General features: G+C 38.1%; 9 protein-coding genes and 1 pseudogene. 7 read left to right on the top strand and 3 right to left on the bottom strand.

Annotation, left to right across the window (positions count from 1 at the left end; genetic code table 11):
- Window positions 1–513: 513 nt before the first annotated feature.
- From ANA7108_RS0104625 to ANA7108_RS0104610, 4 genes and pseudogenes are all read left to right on the top strand, one after another.
- Complete coding sequence (locus tag ANA7108_RS0104625) at window positions 514–2688, top strand: alkaline phosphatase PhoX (protein ID WP_016949600.1); 2175 nt, start codon at window positions 514–516, stop codon at window positions 2686–2688.
- A gap of 371 nt (window positions 2689–3059) precedes the next feature.
- A pseudogene (locus ANA7108_RS0104620) lies at window positions 3060–5972 on the top strand (esterase-like activity of phytase family protein); the annotation flags it as partial.
- Between the two features lie 686 nt (window positions 5973–6658).
- The gene (locus ANA7108_RS0104615) at window positions 6659–8953 is read left to right on the top strand and encodes an alkaline phosphatase (RefSeq protein WP_016949598.1); all 2295 of its coding nucleotides are present in this window, start codon (window positions 6659–6661) and stop codon (window positions 8951–8953) included.
- Window positions 8954–9066: 113 nt separating this feature from the next.
- Window positions 9067–9669, top strand: coding sequence for a TIGR02466 family protein (locus ANA7108_RS0104610; RefSeq protein ID WP_016949597.1), 603 nt, complete (start codon window positions 9067–9069; stop codon window positions 9667–9669).
- A 218-nt stretch (window positions 9670–9887) separates the two neighbouring features.
- On the opposite strand, the gene pabB is transcribed toward ANA7108_RS0104610, so the two are convergent.
- Window positions 9888–12053: an aminodeoxychorismate synthase component I gene (gene pabB, locus ANA7108_RS0104605; protein ID WP_016949596.1), complete on the bottom strand. Its 2166-nt coding sequence runs from the start codon at window positions 12051–12053 to the stop codon at window positions 9888–9890.
- A 426-nt stretch (window positions 12054–12479) separates the two neighbouring features.
- Between pabB and ANA7108_RS0104600 the strand changes: the two genes are divergently transcribed.
- Window positions 12480–18338, top strand: coding sequence for a choice-of-anchor I family protein (locus ANA7108_RS0104600; RefSeq protein ID WP_042490794.1), 5859 nt, complete (start codon window positions 12480–12482; stop codon window positions 18336–18338).
- Between the two features lie 130 nt (window positions 18339–18468).
- Complete coding sequence (gene tnpA / locus ANA7108_RS0104595) at window positions 18469–18906, top strand: IS200/IS605 family transposase (RefSeq protein ID WP_026103982.1); 438 nt, start codon at window positions 18469–18471, stop codon at window positions 18904–18906.
- A gap of 291 nt (window positions 18907–19197) precedes the next feature.
- On the opposite strand, the gene ANA7108_RS0104590 is transcribed toward tnpA (ANA7108_RS0104595), so the two are convergent.
- Entirely contained in the window at window positions 19198–20148 is a 951-nt protein-coding gene (locus ANA7108_RS0104590) for a hypothetical protein (RefSeq protein ID WP_016949593.1), read from the bottom strand.
- A gap of 17 nt (window positions 20149–20165) precedes the next feature.
- Window positions 20166–21398 carry an AAA family ATPase gene (locus tag ANA7108_RS0104585; RefSeq protein ID WP_016949592.1) on the bottom strand — a complete coding sequence of 411 codons (1233 nt, stop codon included), beginning with the start codon at window positions 21396–21398 and terminating at the stop codon, window positions 20166–20168.
- Window positions 21399–21512: 114 nt separating this feature from the next.
- Here ANA7108_RS0104585 and tnpA (ANA7108_RS0104580) point away from each other — a divergent pair, with 114 nt between their 5' ends.
- Complete coding sequence (tnpA, locus tag ANA7108_RS0104580) at window positions 21513–21950, top strand: IS200/IS605 family transposase (protein ID WP_016949591.1); 438 nt, start codon at window positions 21513–21515, stop codon at window positions 21948–21950.
- The last annotated feature ends 129 nt before the right edge of the window (window positions 21951–22079 follow it).

Below are 22079 nucleotides of genomic sequence, written 5' to 3'. Positions count from 1 at the left end.
TTTTATTAAACTTAATATAAACAAGCTAACCATAGTTGGGTAACAGGTAAATTTATTTTACAGGTAAAAGAAGACGCAGACAAAAATCGGTTTTTATCTGTAATTAGATAATTAGATAAGTAGAGTAATGTAAATAATTAAAGGTTTGTAGTCAGGTCTTTATATCTAAAATTCGGGCTAAAGCCCTAACTACGAGCCAATTTCCGAATTTATTAAATTTTAATCTAAAGTTATTCACATTTTAATTTTTTATTAAACTGAATATAAACAAGCTAACTATAGTTCTGTAATTTTAACTATTTTTAATCACCCAATAGCTAAGTCATAGTTTCCTCTTAACCTAAAAGTGAAAACCTATCACAAGTAATGCTAAATAGCTAGTAAATTTAAGTCTTACTAGAGTAAACAAAAAAGTTTTAGAAGGTCTTATTTTTACAGCTATTAAACATCGTCACTAAATGCTTTTGAACTAATTGCTCAAAAAGCATAGCAATTATAAATTTGAGGAATTTTATGACTACACAATTTGATACAACCCAGCCCGCCCAAATTCAGGGACTAGACGGTTATACCGTAGATCCTATCTTCACTGTTGGGGAAACTATAGACAGTTATACCCCTCCAGGAATTCTCGATGGTACAGGTGCGTTTGAACTGAATGAAACTACAGTTCGAGTCCTGGTTAACCATGAATTGGCTAATGATGTTGGCTACAATTACACCCTAGAAAGCGGTGCTTCTTTACCAGGCGCACGAATCAGCTATTTTGATATTGATAAACGCACACTGCAAATAGTTGATTCAGGTCTGGCGTATGACACAATTTATAACCGCGCAGGTGACGTTGTAGATGCTGCTTCTGACTTAGAATTTGGCGGTATCAACCGCTTTTGTTCAGCGAATTTGATGGAAGCCAACCATTTTGGTAATGGTAAAGGTTTTACCGATCGCATTTACTTTGCTGGTGAAGAAACCGATGGTGGTACACAGTTTGCTCTAGACACTGCTACTAATGAACTGTGGGCTTTACCCTGGTTAGGTCGTGCGGCTTGGGAAAGCGCAACTGAACTAGACACTGGGAATACAGATCAAGTGGCTCTCTTGATTGGAGATGACCGCCAAACTGCTCCATTAATACTATACGTTGGTGAGAAGAATGCTGCTGGTGATGGCAGTTTCTTAGATCGCAATGGACTATCTGAAGGCAAATTATATGTTTGGGTTGCTGACGATACAGCAAATGCCTCAGATCCCATTGAAGCAGACCCCAGAGATTTTAGCGGCAGTGGCAGCAGCACAAATGGTAAGTTTGTGGAAATTGACTACTACCGTCCCGACTTAGCCGGTACTAATGGCTACGATGCTCAAGGTTTTGCTACCCAAGAGAAACAAGATGCTCTTGCAGCGGCTGTTGGGGCTTTCAAATTCTCTCGTCCTGAAGACGTAGCCACCAACCCCTTCGACGGTACTCAAGCAGTTTTAGCTTCTACGGGTCGCCCAGAAGTTTTCGATGGTGCCGATACTTGGGGTACAACGTATAAAATTGACGTTGACTTTGGCGCAACTGAAATCACAGCTAACCTGAACATCCTTTACGATGGTAACGATGAAGGTAACAAAGATTTCGGTCTGCGTAGTCCTGACAACTTAGATTGGGCTGATAATGGCTTAATCTATCTTCAAGAAGACCGCGCTATTAGTGCTGACCTTTTTGGTGCAACTTCTGGGGAAGAAGCTTCTATCTGGACTATTGATCCCTCCGCAGCAGATCCTGCTGCAACTGCAACCCGTATTGCACAGGTTGATCGCTCTGGTGTGCCTTCAGGCCAAACCGATTCTAGCCCCACCGATATTGGTAACTGGGAAAGTTCCGGTATTTTAGATGTTTCCACACTGTTCGGTAACGCTCCTGGTACACAGTTTATCTTTGATGTGCAGGCTCACAGCCTTCGTGATGGCTCCATTATTACTGCCACCAACATTGATGGGAATGGAGATGGAACCGCAACTGCTAACGAAAACCTGGTACAAGGTGGTCAGTTGGCGTTCCTAATTGCTCCCAATGCTTCCTTAGTTCAAGATTCTCAATTGGTATCTGGTTCCTCTGATGCAGATGACCTAGTAGCAGGTTCTGACTTTGATGGCATTAATGATACAGTTTTCACAGGCGCTGGCAACGATACAGTAGACATTCCCTTCGGTGGTGTTTTAGCTGGCAATAATCGTGTCTTTACTGGCAGTGGTGAAGATATGACTGATGTTGCTGATGGCGATCGCGCTTTTGGTGGTAGTGGAAATGATCAACTAGATGCTACTGATGCAATGGGCTACCGTCTCTCTGGTGGCACTGGTAATGATATGTTCTTCCTAGGTGCAGATGGCCGCGCTTTAGGTGGAGATGATAATGATGAATTCTATGTCCAAGATGGTGGTGGTAACTTGCTCTCTGGTGGTGCAGGTGCTGACCAATTCTGGATTGTTAACGGTGATCTATCTATGGCTGCTAACACCGTTGTTGACTTCCAAATGGGTACTGATGTTTTAGGTATTAGCGGTCAAGGTGCTGGTTTTGGCTTTGATGACCTAACTTTAAGTGGTGACAGCATTATGATTGGTGCAACAACCGTGGCTATTTTGAAAGGAGTTGATACCACTGGTTTGACTGCTGATAATTTCGCTTTCATCTAGAAAACCATAGTACTATTTTTTGATTTTTAGCTTTCAAAAATTCTCATCTCCTTGATTTCTCTAAGAAGTCGAGGATTTTTTTATTAACTAAAAATCGCATATTTAATTTGATGAAAGAGATTCAAGTCTTGGGTATTTAAAACTCAAAAATTTAAGGCAAATCATAAAATTTATCTTAACCATTTATTTTCTGAAACTTATTTTAATCTTAATCTTATTATGAAAATATTATGGTCACTTAGTGGATTTTCTCATACTCATCTTTATATTTTTCTTTAGTTGAAAATAGAGAATTTATGTATTGAGGTGAGTTAGAGAAAATCCAGTATTATCTGTAGATAAAAATCAAAAAGAGAGATATTAAATATATGGTTCAGAATGTTGAATTGATTGGTTTTGCTTCTTTACCTGCTGATACCTTTGCTGAAGGTCCAGATTCAGGAAATGGTATTTCAGGAAATGGCAGAACTGGTCCATTTCCCGGACAGCCAGTACAAGGCTTTAGTGGTGTACAATTTGCCGACGACAATACTTTTTACTTCTTATCAGATAATGGTTACGGCGCACAAGGAAATAGTGCAGACTTCTTGCTGCGTATCCAACACCTAGATCCTAACTTTAAAGGAACAGAAAATGGAGATGGTAGTGTTAAGTTTTTAGACTACATTCAACTTTCTGATCCTGATAATAAAGTTCCCTTCTCGATAGTCAATGAAGGAACTACAGAAAGATTATTAACTGGGGCAGATTTTGATATCGAGTCATTTGTGATCGATAAAGATGGTAGTCTTTGGGTAGGAGAAGAATTTGGTCCTTATCTTTTGCATTTTGATGCGACTGGTAAACTTTTAGAAGCTCCTATTGCTACACCTGATCGCTTCAAGACTTTAGATGGAACTGCACCAGAAGTTATTGGTCATAGAGGTGCATCTGGCTATCGTCCAGAACACACATTAGCTTCTTATCAACTAGCTATTGATCTAGGTGCAGACTTTATTGAACCTGATTTAGTCGTGACTAAAGATGGTGTTTTAATTGCCCGTCATGAACCAGCTTTAGCTATTTTGAATGCTGATGGTAGCGTCAATTTTGGCAATACAACTACCAATGTTTATGAGATTGAAAAATTTGCTGATCGCCAAAAAACAGTATTGTTAGATGGCAATGAAATCACTGGTTGGTTTGCTGAAGATTTTACCTTAGCGGAAATCAAAGAATTACGAGCAATAGAACGTTTACCTTTCCGTGATCACTCTTTCGATGGTCAATTTGAGATTCCTACTCTCTCAGAAATTATTGACCTTGTGAAGAATGTGGAAGCAACCACAGGGAAAAAGATTGGCATTTATCCTGAAACTAAACATCCTACTTATTTAGCCGAAGAAGCTACTTATGTAGGAACTACAGACAAAATTAATAGAAATATCAGTCAGATACTGATTGATACCCTCAAGGCAGAAAACTTCACTGATCCTAGTCGCATTTTCATCCAGTCTTTTGAAGTAAGTAATCTCAAAGAACTGCATGATACGATTATGCCAGCAGCTGGTGTAGATATTCCACTGGTGCAGCTTTTAGATGCTAAAGATATTGACCTCAATGGTAATATCATCGAAAGTCAACCCTATGATTTTGTCGTGAGTGGTGACAGTCGTACCTATGGTGATTTAAGAACTCCTGAAGGTTTAGCTGAAGTTGCTAATTATGCTGATGGTATTGGTCCTTGGAAACGGATGATTGTTAGCGTCAAAAGTACCGATGCTGATGGTGATGGAAAAGCTGATGATGTCAATGGAGATGGTTCAGTAAATGATGCCGATAAGACTCTGTTACCTGCTTCAACTTTGATTCAAGATGCTCACAACGCAGGTTTGCAAGTTCACCCTTATACCTTCCGTAATGAAGATAACTATTTAGCGCAAGATTATCAAGGAAACCCAGAATTAGAGTTTCAACAGTTTTTCCAATTAGGGGTAGATGCGCTGTTTACGGACTTTTCCGATACCGGAGTAGGAGTTCGTGATCAACTCAAAGATGATCCTCTTTACAATATAGTGCGTTCTCCTCAAAATCCTGAAGTAATCGCTGGAGATGCTATCGCTAATTTAGGTGGTTCTAAAGGTTTTGAAGGTGGTGCTATCAACGCCAGTAAAACCAAGCTGTATATGCTGTTGGAGGGTACAGTACAAGGTGACACTCCAGGGGCTTTGCGGATTAATGAATTTGACCTAGCTAGTCGTGAATACACTGACAGGAAACTCTATTATCAACTCAGCAGTCCCGCCAATGCGATTGGCGACATGACAGTTATTAATGATAACGAGTATCTGGTGATTGAGAGAGATAATGGTCAAGGAGCAGATGCTAAATTCAAAAAAATCTTCAAAGTTGATTTATCCAAAACAGATGCTAATGGCGTTGTTGAGAAACAGGAAGTAGTTGACCTGCTGAATATCCAAGACCCCAACGACCTGAATGGAGATGGTAAAACCACATTTGATTTCCCATTTGTGACAATTGAAGATGTGTTAGTTGTTGATCAAAATACCATTTTGGTGGCTAATGATAATAACTATCCTTTCTCCGTCGGTCGTGGTCCAGATATCGACAACAACGAAATCATTCAGTTGAAATTAGATCAGCCTCTTAACGTAGCACCAGGTGTAGGTCAATCTGCAAAAGACTTGGTATCTGGTTCACCAAACGCAGATGACCTAGTAGCAGGTTCTGACTTTGATGGCATTAATGATACAGTTTTCACAGGCGCTGGCAACGATACAGTAGACATTCCCTTCGGTGGTGTTTTAGCTGGCAATAATCGCATCTTTACTGGTAGTGGTGAAGATACCATTTTCGTTGCTGATAGCGATCGCGCTTTTGGTGGTAGTGGAAATGATCAACTAGACGCTACTGATGCAATGGGCTACCGCATCTCTGGTGGTGCTGGTAATGATATGTTCTTCCTAGGTGCAGATGGCCGCGTTCTGGGTGGAGATGGTAATGATGAATTCTATGTCCAAGATGGTGGTGGTAACTTGCTCTCTGGTGGTGCTGGTGCTGACCAATTCTGGATTGTTAACGGTGATCTATCTATGGCTGCTAACACCGTTGTTGACTTCCAAATGGGTACTGATGTTTTAGGTATTAGCGGTCAAGGTGCTGGTTTTGGCTTTGATGACCTAACTTTAAGTGGTAATAGCATTATGATCGGTGCAACAACCGTGGCTATTTTAAAAGGAGTTGATACCACTGGTTTAACTGCGGATAATTTCGCTTTTGTTTAGTCAATTAGTTTAGGCAATTGGGAGAGGAAAATTTTCTTAACTCTCCCATTTTTTTATTTTTTTCTAATCTAGTTGATGACATCTATAACTTAAATTTTATAGAAAAATGCCATGATATGAATGAACAAAATTGCTTCATTTTAGGCTTTGAAAATAACTTATTGAGTAAGGTGCGTCAGATAGAGAAAATCTTTTTTTTGCTAAATTATCGGGTCTGACGCACCCTACTACAAAAGGTGTGTCAGATAGAGAAAATCTTTTTTTTGCTAAATTATTGGGTCTGACGCACCCTACTACAAAAGGTGTGTCAGATAGAGAAAATCTTCTTTTGCTAAATTATCGGGTCTGACACACCCTACTACAAAAGGTGCGTCAGATAGAGAAAATCTTCTTTTGCTAAATTATCGGGTCTGACGCACCCTACTACAAAAGATTTAATTTATACTTACTCAATATCGTGACTTTTAATCAAAAAATAGCCAAATTATAATTTTTTTTTAACCTAAGACTGAAATCATATCAATCGGAATATTAATTTTCATCCACTTGTCGAAGAATGATCATCAAAGAATCTTTCCTCAAAACTACAGGATGGAATGGATTCTTTCAAGAAGTAATCGACCTCTTTTAAATCTATACCAACTAATTTTCATCGGTGTTATTTTACTTAAGGAAAATCAACCATCATGGCTAAGAATACAATCATCATGATTGGCGATGGTATGGGCTGGGAAATGGCTCGTGCTGCTGCTATTTACAAACAAATTCGAGAAGGTAAAACGGGTGCTACTCTCAGTGATTTTTATACGGAAGGCAAGGGAGAAGGACTTAACTTTCAAACACTGACAGGTTACACTTATGCCACTACCTACGGAACTACAATCGCAGGTACTAACGGCACATTTAACGTATCTAACTCAGCCCTGAACGATTCTAACCAAACTATCAACACTCCCACAGGAACTACTCCTGTACGTGATGGTTTTGTATTTGATCCTACATTTAATCCTGGTACTACATCTAGTGGTGGTGCAAAAGTTAGCGAAGGTGCAGTTGGCAACCTTGTGGGTTACGATCCAGTAAAAGGTGGGATCAATCCTTGGACTCCAGGGAATGATTCTGGTTACATCAAAAACAGCTATCCTGACTCCGCGAATACAGCTACCACACTTTATTCTGGCATCAAGAGTTATAACGGTGCTGTTGGCGTTGATATTTTTGAAAAACCAGTTAAAAGCGTTTTAGCTGAAGCGGCTGAGTTAGGAAAATCAACAGGTTTGGTAACATCTGTTCCTATTGATCATGCTACCCCGGCGGCCGCAGCAGCAAATGTCAATAACCGTAACAAATTTGATAGTGAAACTGCTTCATTAGACACTATCTTGCAGCAAGAACTGCGTATTTACCAACCAACCGTACTACTTGGTGGTGGTCATCCACTTTCCAATACTGGAGAACCATTACCCGATGGTGTTGAACCAAGAGACAATACATATATTAAGGAAACAACCTACCAGGAGTTAAGTAACAATCCTACCTCCAATATCTATGACTACACATTTTTAGAGCGTGGTACAAATGCGGCTCAGGTGTTGGCAGATACAGCAGCTGCACTTGATCCAGAAAAAGGCGATCGCTTACTTGGTCTGTATGGCGCACGTGGTCAAGATGGTAACTTGCCTGTTAGTTCTGCCGATGGAGACTACAGCACCACTGGTTTAGCGATGTTCACCAACAACTCTACCAAAGGGCTAAATCCAGATACCGTTAGACCTCTCTTACCCGGTGAAACCGATGAATCTTTTATTGCTAGAGAAGTCAACGAAAACCCAACACTCGACGATTTGACTCAGGCTGCATTAGAAGTGTTAGGTAAAGATCCTGATGGTTTCTGGTTGATGGTTGAAGGTGGAGATATCGATTGGTCTGCCCACGATAACAACATTGATAACCTGATTGGAACAGTTTTGGACTTTGACAAAGCCATTGGCTCTGTTATTAATTGGATTGAAAGCAATGGTGGTTGGGAAGATAACCAATTGATCGTTACTGCTGACCACGACCATTATCTTAACTTAACTGATGATTTTCCCGCATTACTCAGCAGTCTAGGTGCTGAACAGTTAACTGCGATTGATACAATTGCCGAATCTGGTAACTTCTGGGGAAATAGTGACACTGACAAGTACGACTGGGGAACCCATACTAATCGTCCTGTACCTGTCTACTATCAAGGTGTTGATTCAGAAACGCTGACAAATTCTATCGGTGAAGGTTTTGAGTCCTACGGCTTCCAAATCCCCGGTCTTGCTAATGCAGTTGATCAAGTCAACATTGCTCAAACAATGTTTGCTTCAGTAACTGAAGTCAATCAACAAGACTTGGTTTCTGGGACTTCTGTTGCAGACATCTTAATTGCATCTGTAGAGATAGATGGCGTTCAAGACACCATATTTACTGGTGGTGGTAATGATGAGGTAGATTTCGTATTCAATAGTAATGCTCGTAACAACCGCGTCAATGCTGGTAGTGGTGATGATACTATCGATGTTAGTCGTAAGGATAGAGTTTTTGGTAGTGCTGGTAATGACAAATTTGATGCTACCGATTCTTTAGGTGAAAACCGGATGTCTGGTGGTGCTGGTAATGATACATTCTACCTGGGTAGTGGCGATCGCGCTCTGGGTGGAGCTGGTAATGATGAATTCTATGCCCAAGAAGGTGGTGGTAACTTGCTCGCAGGTGGTGCAGGTGCTGACCAATTCTGGATAGTTAATGGTGATTTACCTCTTGCCGCTAACACCGTTGTTGACTTTGAAATGGGTACTGATGTTTTAGGTATTAGCGGTCAAGGTGCTGGTTTTGGCTTTGATGACCTAACTTTAAGTGGTAATAGCATTATGATCGGTGCAACAACCGTGGCTATGTTGAAAGGAATTGATACCACTAGTTTGACTGCGGATAATTTCGCTTTTATGTAGTGAATTAGTTTAGGCAATTGGGAGAGAGTAGTTGATCTTACCTCTCCCATATTCTTTGATTAAATTTGGCAATACTGAAATTTTTATATCTAGTTTGTAACAGCTTTTCACCAATGACAAGTAATCAAAAAGATTGTTTTCCCACCCCAATATGGCTTTTTTCTATTGATGAGTATCCACATTTAAATAAAAAACTAATGAAATTAATACAGATGGAATATGCTAATGATAAAAAAGGCATGAAAATGTCTAATGTCCTTGGTTGGCATAGCCTAGACAATCTCAATAAACGAGATGATTTCCAAGATTTGATGAAAATTATCAAAACTAATGTTTTAGAAGTAACTAATTTACTTAAATGGGATTTAAATCAGTTAGATATTAATATCAAAACTGCCTGGGCAATAGTTAATGGAAAATTTGCTTATAATTCAGTTCATGAACATCCTAATTCATTATTAAGTGGTGTTTACTATATTAAGTCACCGCAAGATTGTGGGGGACTTTTATTTCATGACCCTAGAATTAGCGCCCATAGACTTCTACCACCTTATTTAGAATTTACTCCTTGGACTATGCCCAGTGTTGCTTACAAACCCGTGGAAGGAAATATGATAATATTTCCCAGTTGGCTAATGCATAGTGTAGAACCTAATTTAAGTAATGAAGAAAGAGTCAGTATTAGTTTTAATATTGGTGTTAAACAAAAAGTTTAACTGGTTGTCATAACAATAAGTACCCAAGCAAAATTAATTGTACATATTGATTGAAAACAAGAATGTCTGTATTCCTTACCTGTTAAGAGTTCCCTGTTAAGAGTTCCCTGTTAAGAGTTCCCTGTTAAGAGTTCCCTTCTTTTGTAAGATTGATTCGATATTTTATGATCAGTTACAGCAGGTCTAAGAGTTGCGAAAATTAGCTGTTTATTGAGGGCTTATACACCCACTTTTTCATAATTATCAAAAACCTCTGTTTCTATTCCCTGGATATAATATTGGTCGGCATCAAAAACTCCATGTGTTGTGATCATCAATGCCTGAATCAATGCCTTGGCTTTCAGCATAGTTTCTTGAAACTCCATCTGAGGATCAGAAAGTGCTACAATACCACCACCAACACCAATCGAAGTTTGTGCAGTCGTCAACACAGCGGTACGAATGACAACATTCAAATCGGCTGAACCATTCAAACCCAAAAAGCCGATTGCCCCTGAATAAACTCCCCGTGCTTCTTGCTCTAATCGATCAATAATTTCCATGGTTCTAATCTTAGGTGCGCCAGTCATAGAACCTCCAGGAAAGGCGTTACGAATGCAGTCTACGGCACTCATATTAGGGCGTAATTGACCGCGAATTGTCGTCACTAATTGATGCACTGTAGCGTAGGTTTCCACATCCATTAATTTGGGTACATGGACAGTACCAACAGCACAAACCCGTCCCAGATCATTGCGAAGTAAATCCACAATCATCAAATTCTCAGCTCGATCTTTTTCGCTATTCCGTAATTGTTCACGGAGAATGAAATCTTCTGTAGCTGTCTTTCCTCTGGGTAGAGTCCCTTTAATGGGCTTTGTTTCTACCCAACCTTGACGATCAATGTGCAAAAATCGCTCTGGAGATGAACAGGCAATTCCCACATCCCCAAAGCGCAAAAATGCAGCATAAGGAGCAGGATTGATGCGGCGTAATGAACGATAGAACTCTAGCGGATCAGGTGTTATGTCTGTGTGAATCTGGTTTGTTAAACAAACTTGATAAGTTTCTCCTTCGTGAATTTCCTGTAAACATTTTTCAATATCATCAAGATAAGTCTTTTCCGACCTACTTAATCGAAAAATAACAGGTATTTTTTTATTTTCAGCAACAATAGGCGACAGAGGAGAAAGATTGTCAATTTGGTATTTGGTCGCTTCAAACCAATCTTCTGCAGAAGATTTTTGTCCTTGCTGGATTAGACAAATTAGATAGATAGTTAGCTCTTGGTGATCAATTGCAATCATCCGATCAGCTAACAGGAACATGGCATCAGGTAAACTAGAGGAATAGTTGAATTGAGATCCAGATTCTGCCTTTAATTCATAGCCAAAGTAACCCACAAATCCACAATTGAAATCAAAGGGTAGGTGATCAGATGGGCAGTGCCGCAGTTCAATTTCCCGCTGGAGATAATCAAAAATCCCCTCGGTTCTGAAACTGACAGTATCGGACTGTGTAATTGTCAGTTCCTGCCCTTGCGTCTGATAATGAATCAACAGACTATTTTCACCACTGTTATCTCCCATGAAGGAAAAGCGAGAAAGACCAGGTTCAACCCGACTGCTATCTAGCCAAAATGCACTGGCAGAGTTGCCAAACAAATGCACAAACATCTGCTCTGTATCGGCACACAAATTAAGTTTGCGGGTACAAAGTTCAAATTCCTGTTGCTGTTTTTGATCAGAATCACTTGTCGGTAAGGTTGCAGTCTGGTTATTTCCTATCCAATATTGTTTTTTCGGATTGTTGTCTTGCTCTTGGGCAAATTTTCGGGTAATCTCTTTAAAATTCCCAAATAAAGTATGTCCATATTGAGTACAGATTGACTCTGGATGAAACTGCACACCCCAGAGTGGTAAATGGCGATGCCGAATTCCCATCACCAGATTTTCATCCGTCCATGCTACTTTTTCCAAACAGTCCGGTAGATCATCGGAAACCAACAAAGAATGGTAGCGCACAACAGAGAAAGGAGAAGGTATTCCCGCAAACAAATCAGTAGCAGTGTGATAAACTTCACTCAGCCGACCATGCCGAACTTCAGGTGCATGAATAACTTTTCCTCCATACCCATAACCAAGACCCTGATTTCCCAAGCAAACACCTAGAAGTGGCACTTGGGTATTTTGAATTATTTGACAACAGATCCCAAAATCTTTTGATTTCTCTGGACGACCAGGACCTGGTGAAATCACGATGTTATCAAATTCCCACTGTTTGAGTTCATCCCATACTATTTGATCATTGTAAATTACAGTGGGATACTCTCCATTGACTTCTGCAATCAATTGGTAAAGGTTAAAAGTATAAGAATCATAGTTGTCAATAATCAGAGTTTTCATATTGTCATCCTCTCAATTAACTTTTTAATCTGTGTATGAAAGCTTTAGCAGCCAGAGGATATGATCTGTTTGGGAATCATCAATATCTGAATTTTCAATGAAATGCTTACAGGATTAAGCTTTCAATGATTTTTGACCTGATTTTCTCTAAGAAAAACCAAAAAACCGCAATTCTTAACCTTTAGCTAGTTATTCCTTAATAAAACTGAGATAACTTAGTCTAGCTGATCATATTTAATACCAACTACATCATAACCGTAAAATAACTACTGATGAAATTACTTGATCCCTACCTTGGTAAATACCAGAGACGGTATGATATGTGTGGAATTTCCGGCTAATTCACCGCAAATACCATTTTTTGGTGATCAGATTTCTCTGATTGATTTAACCAGCGACGATAAACTTCTAATTGCAAATATAAAAATGACAAATTCAATTCAACTTAACCATATTGGCACTGTTAGCTTAAGCGGTGCAGAAATTTCTGATTTTGACCCCAAGTCTCAACGGCTGTTTGTAACTGGAGTATCTGAAGATAAACCAGTTATTCAAGTAATTGATGCTTCTGATCCAACCAACCCTACTAAAGTTACTGACATTGATCTTTCTAGCTTAGGTTCAGGAGTTCAAAGTGTCGCAGTCAGAAAAGGAGTAGGAACTGCAAATAGCATTATTGCAGTGGCTATTTCCGCTAATATGAGTACCGACCCTGGTAAAGTGGTTTTTTATGATGCTGTTACTCTCACTAAACTTTCAGAAGTGACAGTAGGCGCTTTACCTGACATGATCACTTTCACTCCCGATGGTAGCAAATTACTTGTTGCTAATGAAGGAGAACCAAATGAAGATTATACTGTTGATCCAGAAGGTTCAGTTAGTATTATTGATGTTTCTGGAGATATTGCCAGTTTAGATAACAGTAAAGTTACAACTGCTGATTTCACGGCATTTAATGGACAAGAAGCCACTGTAAAAGCAGATGGCGTGAGGATTTTTGGGCTTAATGCTAGTGTTGCTCAAGATTTAGAACCAGAGTATATTGCAGTTTCACCTGATAATCAAACTGCTTTTATCACTCTCCAAGAAAATAATGCGGTTGCTGTTCTTGATATCGCCAGCGGAACTATTAACGACATTGTCCCTTTGGGTTTCAAAGACCATAGTTTACCTGGAAATGGTCTAGATGCCAGTGATAGAGATAATGGTATTAACATCCAAAATTGGCCTGTTTTTGGGATGTATCAACCCGATGGGATTAGCTCTTTTCAAGTTGGTGGTGCAACCTATTACATCACTGCAAATGAAGGAGATTCCCGTGTTCGTCCCACTGGTGATGATATTTTACCTGCTCCTAATAATGGAGAAGGTGATATCTTCAATGAAGAAACAAGAGTTAAGGATGTCATACTTGATCCAACCGCTTTCCCTAATGCTGCTGAATTACAAGCTGATGAAAATTTAGGTCGTCTCACCATTACCAAGACTCTGGGAGATACGGACGGAGATGGTGATTTTGATCAACTTTATGCTTACGGTGGTCGTTCTTTCTCAATTTGGAATGATCAAGGTCAATTAGTATTCGACAGTGGCGACCAAATTGAACAAATTTTAGCTCAAGCAACACCGACACTTTTTAATGCTAATAATGCTTCTCCTGACGATGTTGATACTCGTTCGGATAACAAAGGACCTGAACCAGAAAGTGCAGTTGTTGGTGTTATTGATGATGTCCCTTATGGATTCATCGGCTTAGAACGTGCTGGTGGTGGGGTAATGGTTTATAACCTCAGTGACCCAACTGCACCTGAGTTTATTCAGTATATTAGAACTGAGGGTGATGTTAGTCCTGAAGGCTTAAAATTCATCTCTGCGGAAGATAGTCCTAATGCTAAACCACTACTAGCTGTTTCTAATGAAGTTAGTAATACTGTTAGCTTTTATGAAATAGCTCCCCAGCCGAAGTTAACTACTTATGAATTTGAAGACTTACCCAAATTAGGAACAACTACCACAGGTCAGGATATCTTTTTAGGTGGTTTTTCTGGTTTGTATTTCCAAGGAGTAGCAGCAAACGGAAATCTGCAATTTGTGACTAATACTGACCGTGGTCCTAATGGTGAACCCACTGGTCAAAATAGACCGTTTTTATTACCCGATTTCCAACCAGAAATAGTTAGTTTTGAACTTAATCAAACTACTGGTGAAATCACTATCACTAAGAGAACTGGGTTATTTCGTGAAGATGGTACAACCCCATTAACTGGACTTCCCAATGTACAAGCTGGGGAAGGTGGTACTGCTTACACTGATGAAATTGGTGTGGATTTAAATGGTCAAGTCTTACCTAACGATACTTTGGGTGCTGATTTAGAGGGTATTGTTATTGCCGAAAATGGTGACTATTGGCTAGTTGATGAATACCGTCCGGCGATTTACCATTTTGATGTGAATGGGAAGTTACTTGACCGTTTTATTCCCGAAGGAACAGCAGCAGCAACAGACCCAGATCAACCGGCAGGAACTTTTGGAACTGAGGTATTACCAGCGGTTTACGCCCAAAGACGTGCTAACCGGGGTTTTGAAGCTGTAGCTTTGGAAGGTAATAAGCTTTATGCTTTTATTCAGACCCCCATTGATAACCCTGATAGTTCTGGAGATACAACTTCTAGAAATTCTCGTAATTTGCGAATTCTGGAATTTGATATAGTATCTCAACAAGTTACTGGTGAGTATCTCTATCTTCTCGATGATATTACAGGCAGTGGTAATGCCAAAACTGATAAAATCGGTGATGCTGTTTCTTTAGGTAATGGTAAGTTTGCAGTTGTAGAACGGGATGACAGAAGTGATGAAACTTCTAACAAACTTATTTACCAAATTGATTTAGCAGGGGCAACTAATATCAATAATTCTGCTAACTTTACGTTGCCAGCAGATAAGACAATTGAACAACTAACTGAGGCGGAGTTAACTACTGCTAATATTACTCCAGTCAGTAAGAGTTTAATTGTTAATGCCGCACAAATAGGTTATACAGGTGTTGAAAAGTTAGAGGGTTTAGCATTAGTTTCACCCAATACTCTGGCTGTGATTAATGATAATGACTTCAATGTTGCCGGCACAACAACTCCTGAAAAACTAGGGATTATTGAATTACCTAATAATATTCTCCTCACATTGGGTACTGCGGGTAACGATGAGTTATATGCTCAACAGGGTGAGGAAATCCAAGGACTGGAAGGAAATGATCGCTTATTTGCTGAAGGCATTTTGGGCGAGAATATCCTTGATGGTGGTGATGATGATGATCAACTTTATGTAGTTGAAGGTGTCAAGAACACTCTGAAAGGTGGCGCTGGAGATGATCAACTTTATGTAGTTGAAGGTGAGAACAATACCCTTGATGGTGATGATGGAAATGATCAACTATTTGTCATAGAAGGTAGCAATAACACCCTCAGAGGTGGTGCTGGAGATGATCTACTCAACACATCCAGCACAACAGGTAGCAACACCCTAGAGGGTGGTGATGGCGATGATATTCTGATTGGGACACTAGCAAGCGATAGCTTATTTGGTGATGCTGGTAATGATTCGCTGTTTGCTGGTAAACAAGGTACTCAGATGACTGGGGGTGCTGGATTAGACCTCTTTTATCTTGGCAACGGTTCAGTCCCAGATGTACCTGGTGAAGTCTTAGATTTTACGAAGGGTGATGATAAGGTTGTAATTGCTGGTATCCCTGAAGTTCAAGATTTTGCAGACCTGATCTTAGAGCAAGTTGGGGCTGATACAAGCATTAAAGCTAATATCAATGGTTCTCCAAAAGAGTTAGGCATTTTAAGAAATGTTCAAGCCAATACTCTGACAGCAGATGACTTCGGCTTTATAGTTCCCGTTTTCTCAATTACTGATGCTTCAGCAGTTGAAGGTAATGCTATTACTTTCACTATTACCCGCACTGATGATATATTGGCTGCCCAAACAGTTACTGTATCCACATCTATAGCTACAGGTAATACAGCAAGTGCTGCTGACTTCACTGCTAAAACCGAAACTCTGAGTTTTGCCCAGGGAGAAACCCAAAAAACCTTTGCTGTTCAAACTACTGAAGATGTCTTATTTGAGGGTGATGAGACTTTCACTGTCACCTTAAGTAATGCCACTAATGGGTCGGTGATTAGTTCTGCCACAGCTACAGGAACTATCACCAATAATGATCCTGCCCCTGTGTTTAGCATTGCTGCTGCTGAAGGACTAGAAGGAGATGTTATCAGCTTTACTGTTACTCGTACAGGAGATGCCCAGGCTGATCAAAGTGTGACTGTCGCAACTTCTATTGCTACTGACGATACAGCAAGTGCTGCTGACTTTACTGCTAACACTCAAACTCTGACTTTTGCAGCAGGTGAAACCGAGAAAACCTTTGCTGTTCAAACTACTGAAGATGTCTTATTCGAGGGTGATGAAACTTTCACTGTCACCTTAAGTAATGCCACTAATGGGGCAATCATCGATGATACACAAGATACAGTGCAAGGAACTATTAACAATGATGATCCTATCCCTGTATTTGCGATCGCTGCGGCTTCTGCATTAGAGGGCAGTGATGTTACTTTCACAGTAACTCGTACAGGAGATGCACTGGGTGATCAAAGTGTTACCGTAGCCACTTCTATTGCTACTGGGGATACAGCAAGTGCTGCTGACTTTACTGCTAACACTCAAACTCTGACTTTTGCAGCAGGTGAAACCGAGAAAACTTTCACTGTAGCCACAATTCAAGATGACATTGTGGAAGACAATGAGACGTTTACTGTCACTTTAAGTAATGCTACAGATGGTGCAGTTATAAGTTCCACAAACAGCACAGCCCAAGGAACTATTACCGACGATGATACACCGGCTGAATTTAGCATTACTTCTGCTGAGGGATTAGAAGGAAGTGATGTTACTTTCACTGTGACTCGTTCAAGGGATAACTTAACTCCTCAAAGTGTGACTGTAGCCACGTCTATCAGTACTGGGGATACAGCAAGTGCTGCTGACTTTACTGCTAATACTCAAACTCTGACTTTTGCAGTTGGTGAAACCGAGAAAACTTTCACTGTAGCCACAATTCAAGATGCCATTGTGGAAGAAGATGAGACGTTTACTGTCACTTTAAGTAATGCTACAGATGGTGCGGTTATAAGTTCCACAAACAGCACAGCCCAGGGAACTATTACTGACGATGACATTTCACTAGCTGTTGTTAATAACAACAACATCTTTACCATCAAAGGTATTGATGACACAGTCAGACTCAAAGTAACTCTAATAGAACGCAATTCCAATTTTATTAGTGAATTGGGTGTCTTTACTGTTGACGATGCCGAAGGTAAAATCGACGGTATTGCTCCAGGGGAACAAGGTTATGAACAAGCAGCTTTAGACCGAGTAAAAGACCAAGGTAAAGCTATTTTCTCCGCCATTTCCAATATTCCTAATGGGTTCAATACTATCGATTTAGCTCGTTTGCTAGGATTTGATTCTGGTGATCACCTGAACTTCTTTTTAGTCAAAGACGGTACAATTGATTCCTTTAGAGCCGGACTCACTCCAAGTACCAACGTTTTATTTGCTGAAACCTCAACTCAACAAATCACAAGCAATGCTGATGGTTTTACAATTGCTTGGGAAGAAGGATCTAATGTTGCAGACTTTAAGGATCTAGTAGTTAAGATTGAGTCCACAAATGAACCCTTAACTTTAGGTACTGCACTGCAAGGGATAAATCAATCAGAACTCATTGATTTAACAGGTATATCCGGTCTAGTAAAAGCAGATTTCTCTGTTTATCGAGAAGCTGCATTCAATAATGAAGTCTACTTTTATAAGGTAGATAATGCTCAAGGACAAATTGGCAGTCTGCAAGTAAATACAGCTAATCAAGCAAATTATCTGCAAGCTGCAATCAACAATCTGATTAAAGATGCAGATACTGGTGAAACAATCAAATTTGCTGTTGCTAACCAAGGTTTATTTACAAATAGTGCGATGATTGCAGGTGGTTCAATACTTGCTCCTTTGATCATTATCAATGGTACTCTTTCCCAATTAACTGATACTAACGTCGATAATAATCCTCAAGTTTATTTCCCATATTTGGGAGTGAATTCTGATGGAGTAGATCACATTCGTTTGTTAGGAGATAACACTTTCGGATTTGAAGATTTACCAAATGGTGGCGATTTTGATTACAATGACTTGATTATTAAATCCGATTTTTCGATTGTTTAATCTGTTTAAACTACAGTCTGGGAATCAATTCCCAGGCTAATAACTATAGTCGGCTTAAGCCGACTATTTTTTTTAATAATTGCGGGAATAATAAACATGAAAACATAATTAATTATTAATAGGATTTATTATAGCTTTGTGGAGACTTTATTATCATCTTGTTTGGACAACAAAAGAGCGTCAGTCACTAATTATCGATGAACGCGAAGAGAAGCTTTATGCTTACATTATTAGTAAAGCTGATGAACTGAAGACAATTATTCATGCTATTAACGGTACAGAGAACCACATTCATGTAGTGGCTTCTATTCCTCCAAAGATTTCTATTTCTGAGTTGGTACAAAAAATTAAAGGTAGCAGCACTCATTATATTAATAATGTATCTTCTGGAGAAGATATATTTGCTTGGCAAAGAGGTTATGGTGTTTTTTCGTTAGGGAGAAAGCAACTTGAAGAAGCTGTTATTTATGTGAAAAATCAAAAGGAACATCATGCACAAGGTACAATAATTAAGTCTTTAGAAGATTTTAATCAAGATGATAATCCACCGCAAAAATTTTATATGTAATCTATATTTAGTCAGCTTTAGCTAACTTTTGCTATTAGCCTCAGAATTCATTCTGAGGCGGACTTGGGAATGATTAGAGGATTGGATGTGGATATCAGTGGAATTTTTAAGCCAGTCGAAACACAATAACACGCCTGGGAATGACTTCCCTGTAGTCATAATGCTAATTAAGGATATCTGTTATTTATCTATTATAGTCCGTAGGTTGGGTTGACGTAAGGAAACCCAACATTAACGAGCAAGAATACATAAGTTGGGTTGCATTTCATTTAACCCAACCTACAAAATAGTTTATTCTTCAATTAATTTGTATAGTGTATTAAAGAAAAAAGGAATATGATTTTCAACAATACAATCTTGTTTTGAATAAAATTTACCAATTTCTAGAGATAATTGTTCTCTAAATTTATACGGTGAATGAGGCCAATTATCATCCGGTAAAATCTGCCGCCAATATTCCTTAGATTTCACTAACATTAATAAAGCATTGATTAATTTATTCTTATCATCTAAACTTTGATAATTACAATACTCTTGATTCCATGAATATTGAAATTTATCTATTTCCATACTATCTAAATTAGCAAAATAATTAATTCTCTGAATGACTCTTGACCAATGAATTTGTAAATCCTTATCATTAGTCAAATCATTAACCATATCTATATAAATATTTGCTAAATTCACAGCATTTTCTTTATATAATGGAGTCACATAATGATTATCAAAAACTTCCTGAATACCAGGTGATAAAAAATAACCCTCTTTATGAATTAAACCAGTCACCCAAATACGATGATGGTTTGTGTTAGATTCATTGATATTTCCTTGATGATAAAGACTATAAAAAATATCTTCTGTATTTTGAAAATTGTAATTTTCCCTAATTTCAGCAAATTGGACATCTAAATCTACAATAGCAAAAAGTAGATCAGGATTTAAAAATGATTGACTACTATCAACACTATGCAAATCTAAAACTTTAAAATATGTATTTAACACATCATTTCTATTACCACAATTGAAAAATTGCGGTCTATATTCTTTCCACCACATCGGTACACAAGCATTATAAAAATTAGCATCTGGCATCTGTTCCATTTGCTTGTATAATTGCGGTGAACGTCTTCCTTGTACTTCGGAAATAATACCTTCACAGAGAATAACTATTTTATTTCTGATCCTCGCAGATTTAATAATATTTAAACAATGTTCTTTTAGTTCAGTTTCACTTAAACTCATATTCTATTTGACATTGATTATTTAATTGTTTTTGCTTGTAATTTTGGTTCTAATTCCTTAACATGAGCAGGTGTAACTGCTTGACAAATTTCATAGGAATGAGTTGCGAGAATATATTGATTAGTCGCACCCCATTCTTCTAAATCTCTGACTATTTGATATTGCCAATCTGGATGAAATGATATTTCTAGTTCATCCATCAGTACAATTGCATCTTCTATATTATTATGTTTTAGCCACATATATATACATAATCTTTTTAATTCTCCATGACTTAAATCTTCTGGATAAAGTTCTGTTTCATCACCATCAATTCTAAAATTAATTCCAGATAAATCAGGTTGTACATTAATTCTCTTGTTACTTAAAAGATTATTCAGTTCAGCTAATAGTTTTACATAATTGTTACCATAATTTCCCCCTTGTTCTACAGCTTGCTTAAAATCTTCATCCCGTGCTTTTTTGAATGCTTCAATTAGGATATCTATTGCTAGGAAGTCATAGGTAAAAAATCCTGGTAATTTAGAATTAGCTGTTTTAATTTGTTGGTAATAGTTAGTTTGATTATTTTCCTGTTTTTTAAATAGAGATTTCCTGTTATCTGGTTGTAAAAAGAGGAATATTTGCGAAATATGAGAAGTTAAAAATATATTATTTGAGATAGTTGTTAAAAACTCATCTGCTTCATTTATATCAATACCATCAATTTTACATACTAGATATTCTTCTTTAGTTTCATCGTGATTAATAGAGATATTTTTATATGTAAAGATAAGCAATGAATGACTTTTTTTGAAAAAATCAATTAATATAGACATTTGAGATTTTGGACGGGTTAATTTAGTTATTGAACCTTCTATTTCATTAGTATCAATAACAGACAAAGTTTTATATTTAGCTGCTTCAATTTCATCATTTTCTCTCAAGAAATTCAAAATATAGCTCTCATTACAAGCAAAAAAATCTAATTTTACATTTTTACTTCCATCCCAAATATCAATAATTGCTGATGTTCTTTTACCAGATTCATCATTAACATGAAAATCATGTAGTAAATTTTGAATAAACTCCACTCTATCAGGATTACCAGCACAGTGCAACAAAACAAAAATCAACTGTAACAACGTACTTTTCCCCCCTCCATTTTGACTACCAAGGGGAAAAATACGCGGATTAAATTCCTTCTCAAAACTAATATCTACGTTTTTTAAAACCCGAAAATCAGGTACTTGGATTCTTTGTATGTGCATAAATTAATATAGTGGTTGAAGCTTTTTACTATATCATACTATAAATTATTTAATATTGGTATATAATTATAGAGATAATTATGAAAACCTTGAAAATCATAAATAGATTACATTATGGCTTTGTGGAGATTGTATTATCATTTGGTGTGGGCTACAAAAGAGCGTCAGTTATTAATTACCAATGAGAGAGAACCGAAAATTTACAGTTATATTATTAGCAAAGCCGATGAACTTGAAACCATTATTCATGCTATTAATGGTACAGAAAATCATATTCATATAGTAGCTTCTATTCCTCCCAAAATTTCCATATCTGAATTTGTGCAAAAAATAAAAGGTAGCAGCACTCATTATATTAATAATGTATTTTCTGTAGAAGATATGTTTGGTTGGCAAAGAGGTTATGGTGTTTTTTCGTTAGGGAGAAAGCAACTTGAACAAGCTGTTATTTATGTGAAAAATCAAAAGGAACATCATGCACAGGGTACAATAATTAAGTCTTTAGAAGATTTTAATCAAGATGATGATCCACCTCAAAAATTTTATATGTAGTTTATATTTAGTCAGCTTTAGCTGACTTTTGCTATTAGACTCAGAATTCATTCTGAGGCGGAATTGGGGATAATGATTGATGTGAATGGGATTTTCAAGACTGTGCGAGAATGAATTATCAAAACGCAA

The organism is Anabaena sp. PCC 7108 (assembly GCF_000332135.1).
Lineage (GTDB): Bacteria > Cyanobacteriota > Cyanobacteriia > Cyanobacteriales > Nostocaceae > Anabaena.
This window is presented reverse-complemented; position numbering and strand designations above follow the sequence as displayed.

What these genes read in the sequence shown, in the direction of transcription:
- ANA7108_RS0104625 (WP_016949600.1), top strand. Translation starts at nt 514, where the DNA reads ATGACTACACAATTTGATACAACCCAGCCCGCCCAAATTCAGGGACTA.
- ANA7108_RS0104615 (WP_016949598.1), top strand. Translation starts at nt 6,659, where the DNA reads ATGGCTAAGAATACAATCATCATGATTGGCGATGGTATGGGCTGGGAA.
- ANA7108_RS0104610 (WP_016949597.1), top strand. Translation starts at nt 9,067, where the DNA reads ATGACAAGTAATCAAAAAGATTGTTTTCCCACCCCAATATGGCTTTTT.
- pabB (WP_016949596.1), bottom strand. Translation starts at nt 12,053, where the DNA reads ATGAAAACTCTGATTATTGACAACTATGATTCTTATACTTTTAACCTT.
- ANA7108_RS0104600 (WP_042490794.1), top strand. Translation starts at nt 12,480, where the DNA reads ATGACAAATTCAATTCAACTTAACCATATTGGCACTGTTAGCTTAAGC.
- ANA7108_RS0104590 (WP_016949593.1), bottom strand. Translation starts at nt 20,148, where the DNA reads ATGAGTTTAAGTGAAACTGAACTAAAAGAACATTGTTTAAATATTATT.
- ANA7108_RS0104585 (WP_016949592.1), bottom strand. Translation starts at nt 21,398, where the DNA reads ATGCACATACAAAGAATCCAAGTACCTGATTTTCGGGTTTTAAAAAAC.
- tnpA (WP_016949591.1), top strand. Translation starts at nt 21,513, where the DNA reads ATGGCTTTGTGGAGATTGTATTATCATTTGGTGTGGGCTACAAAAGAG.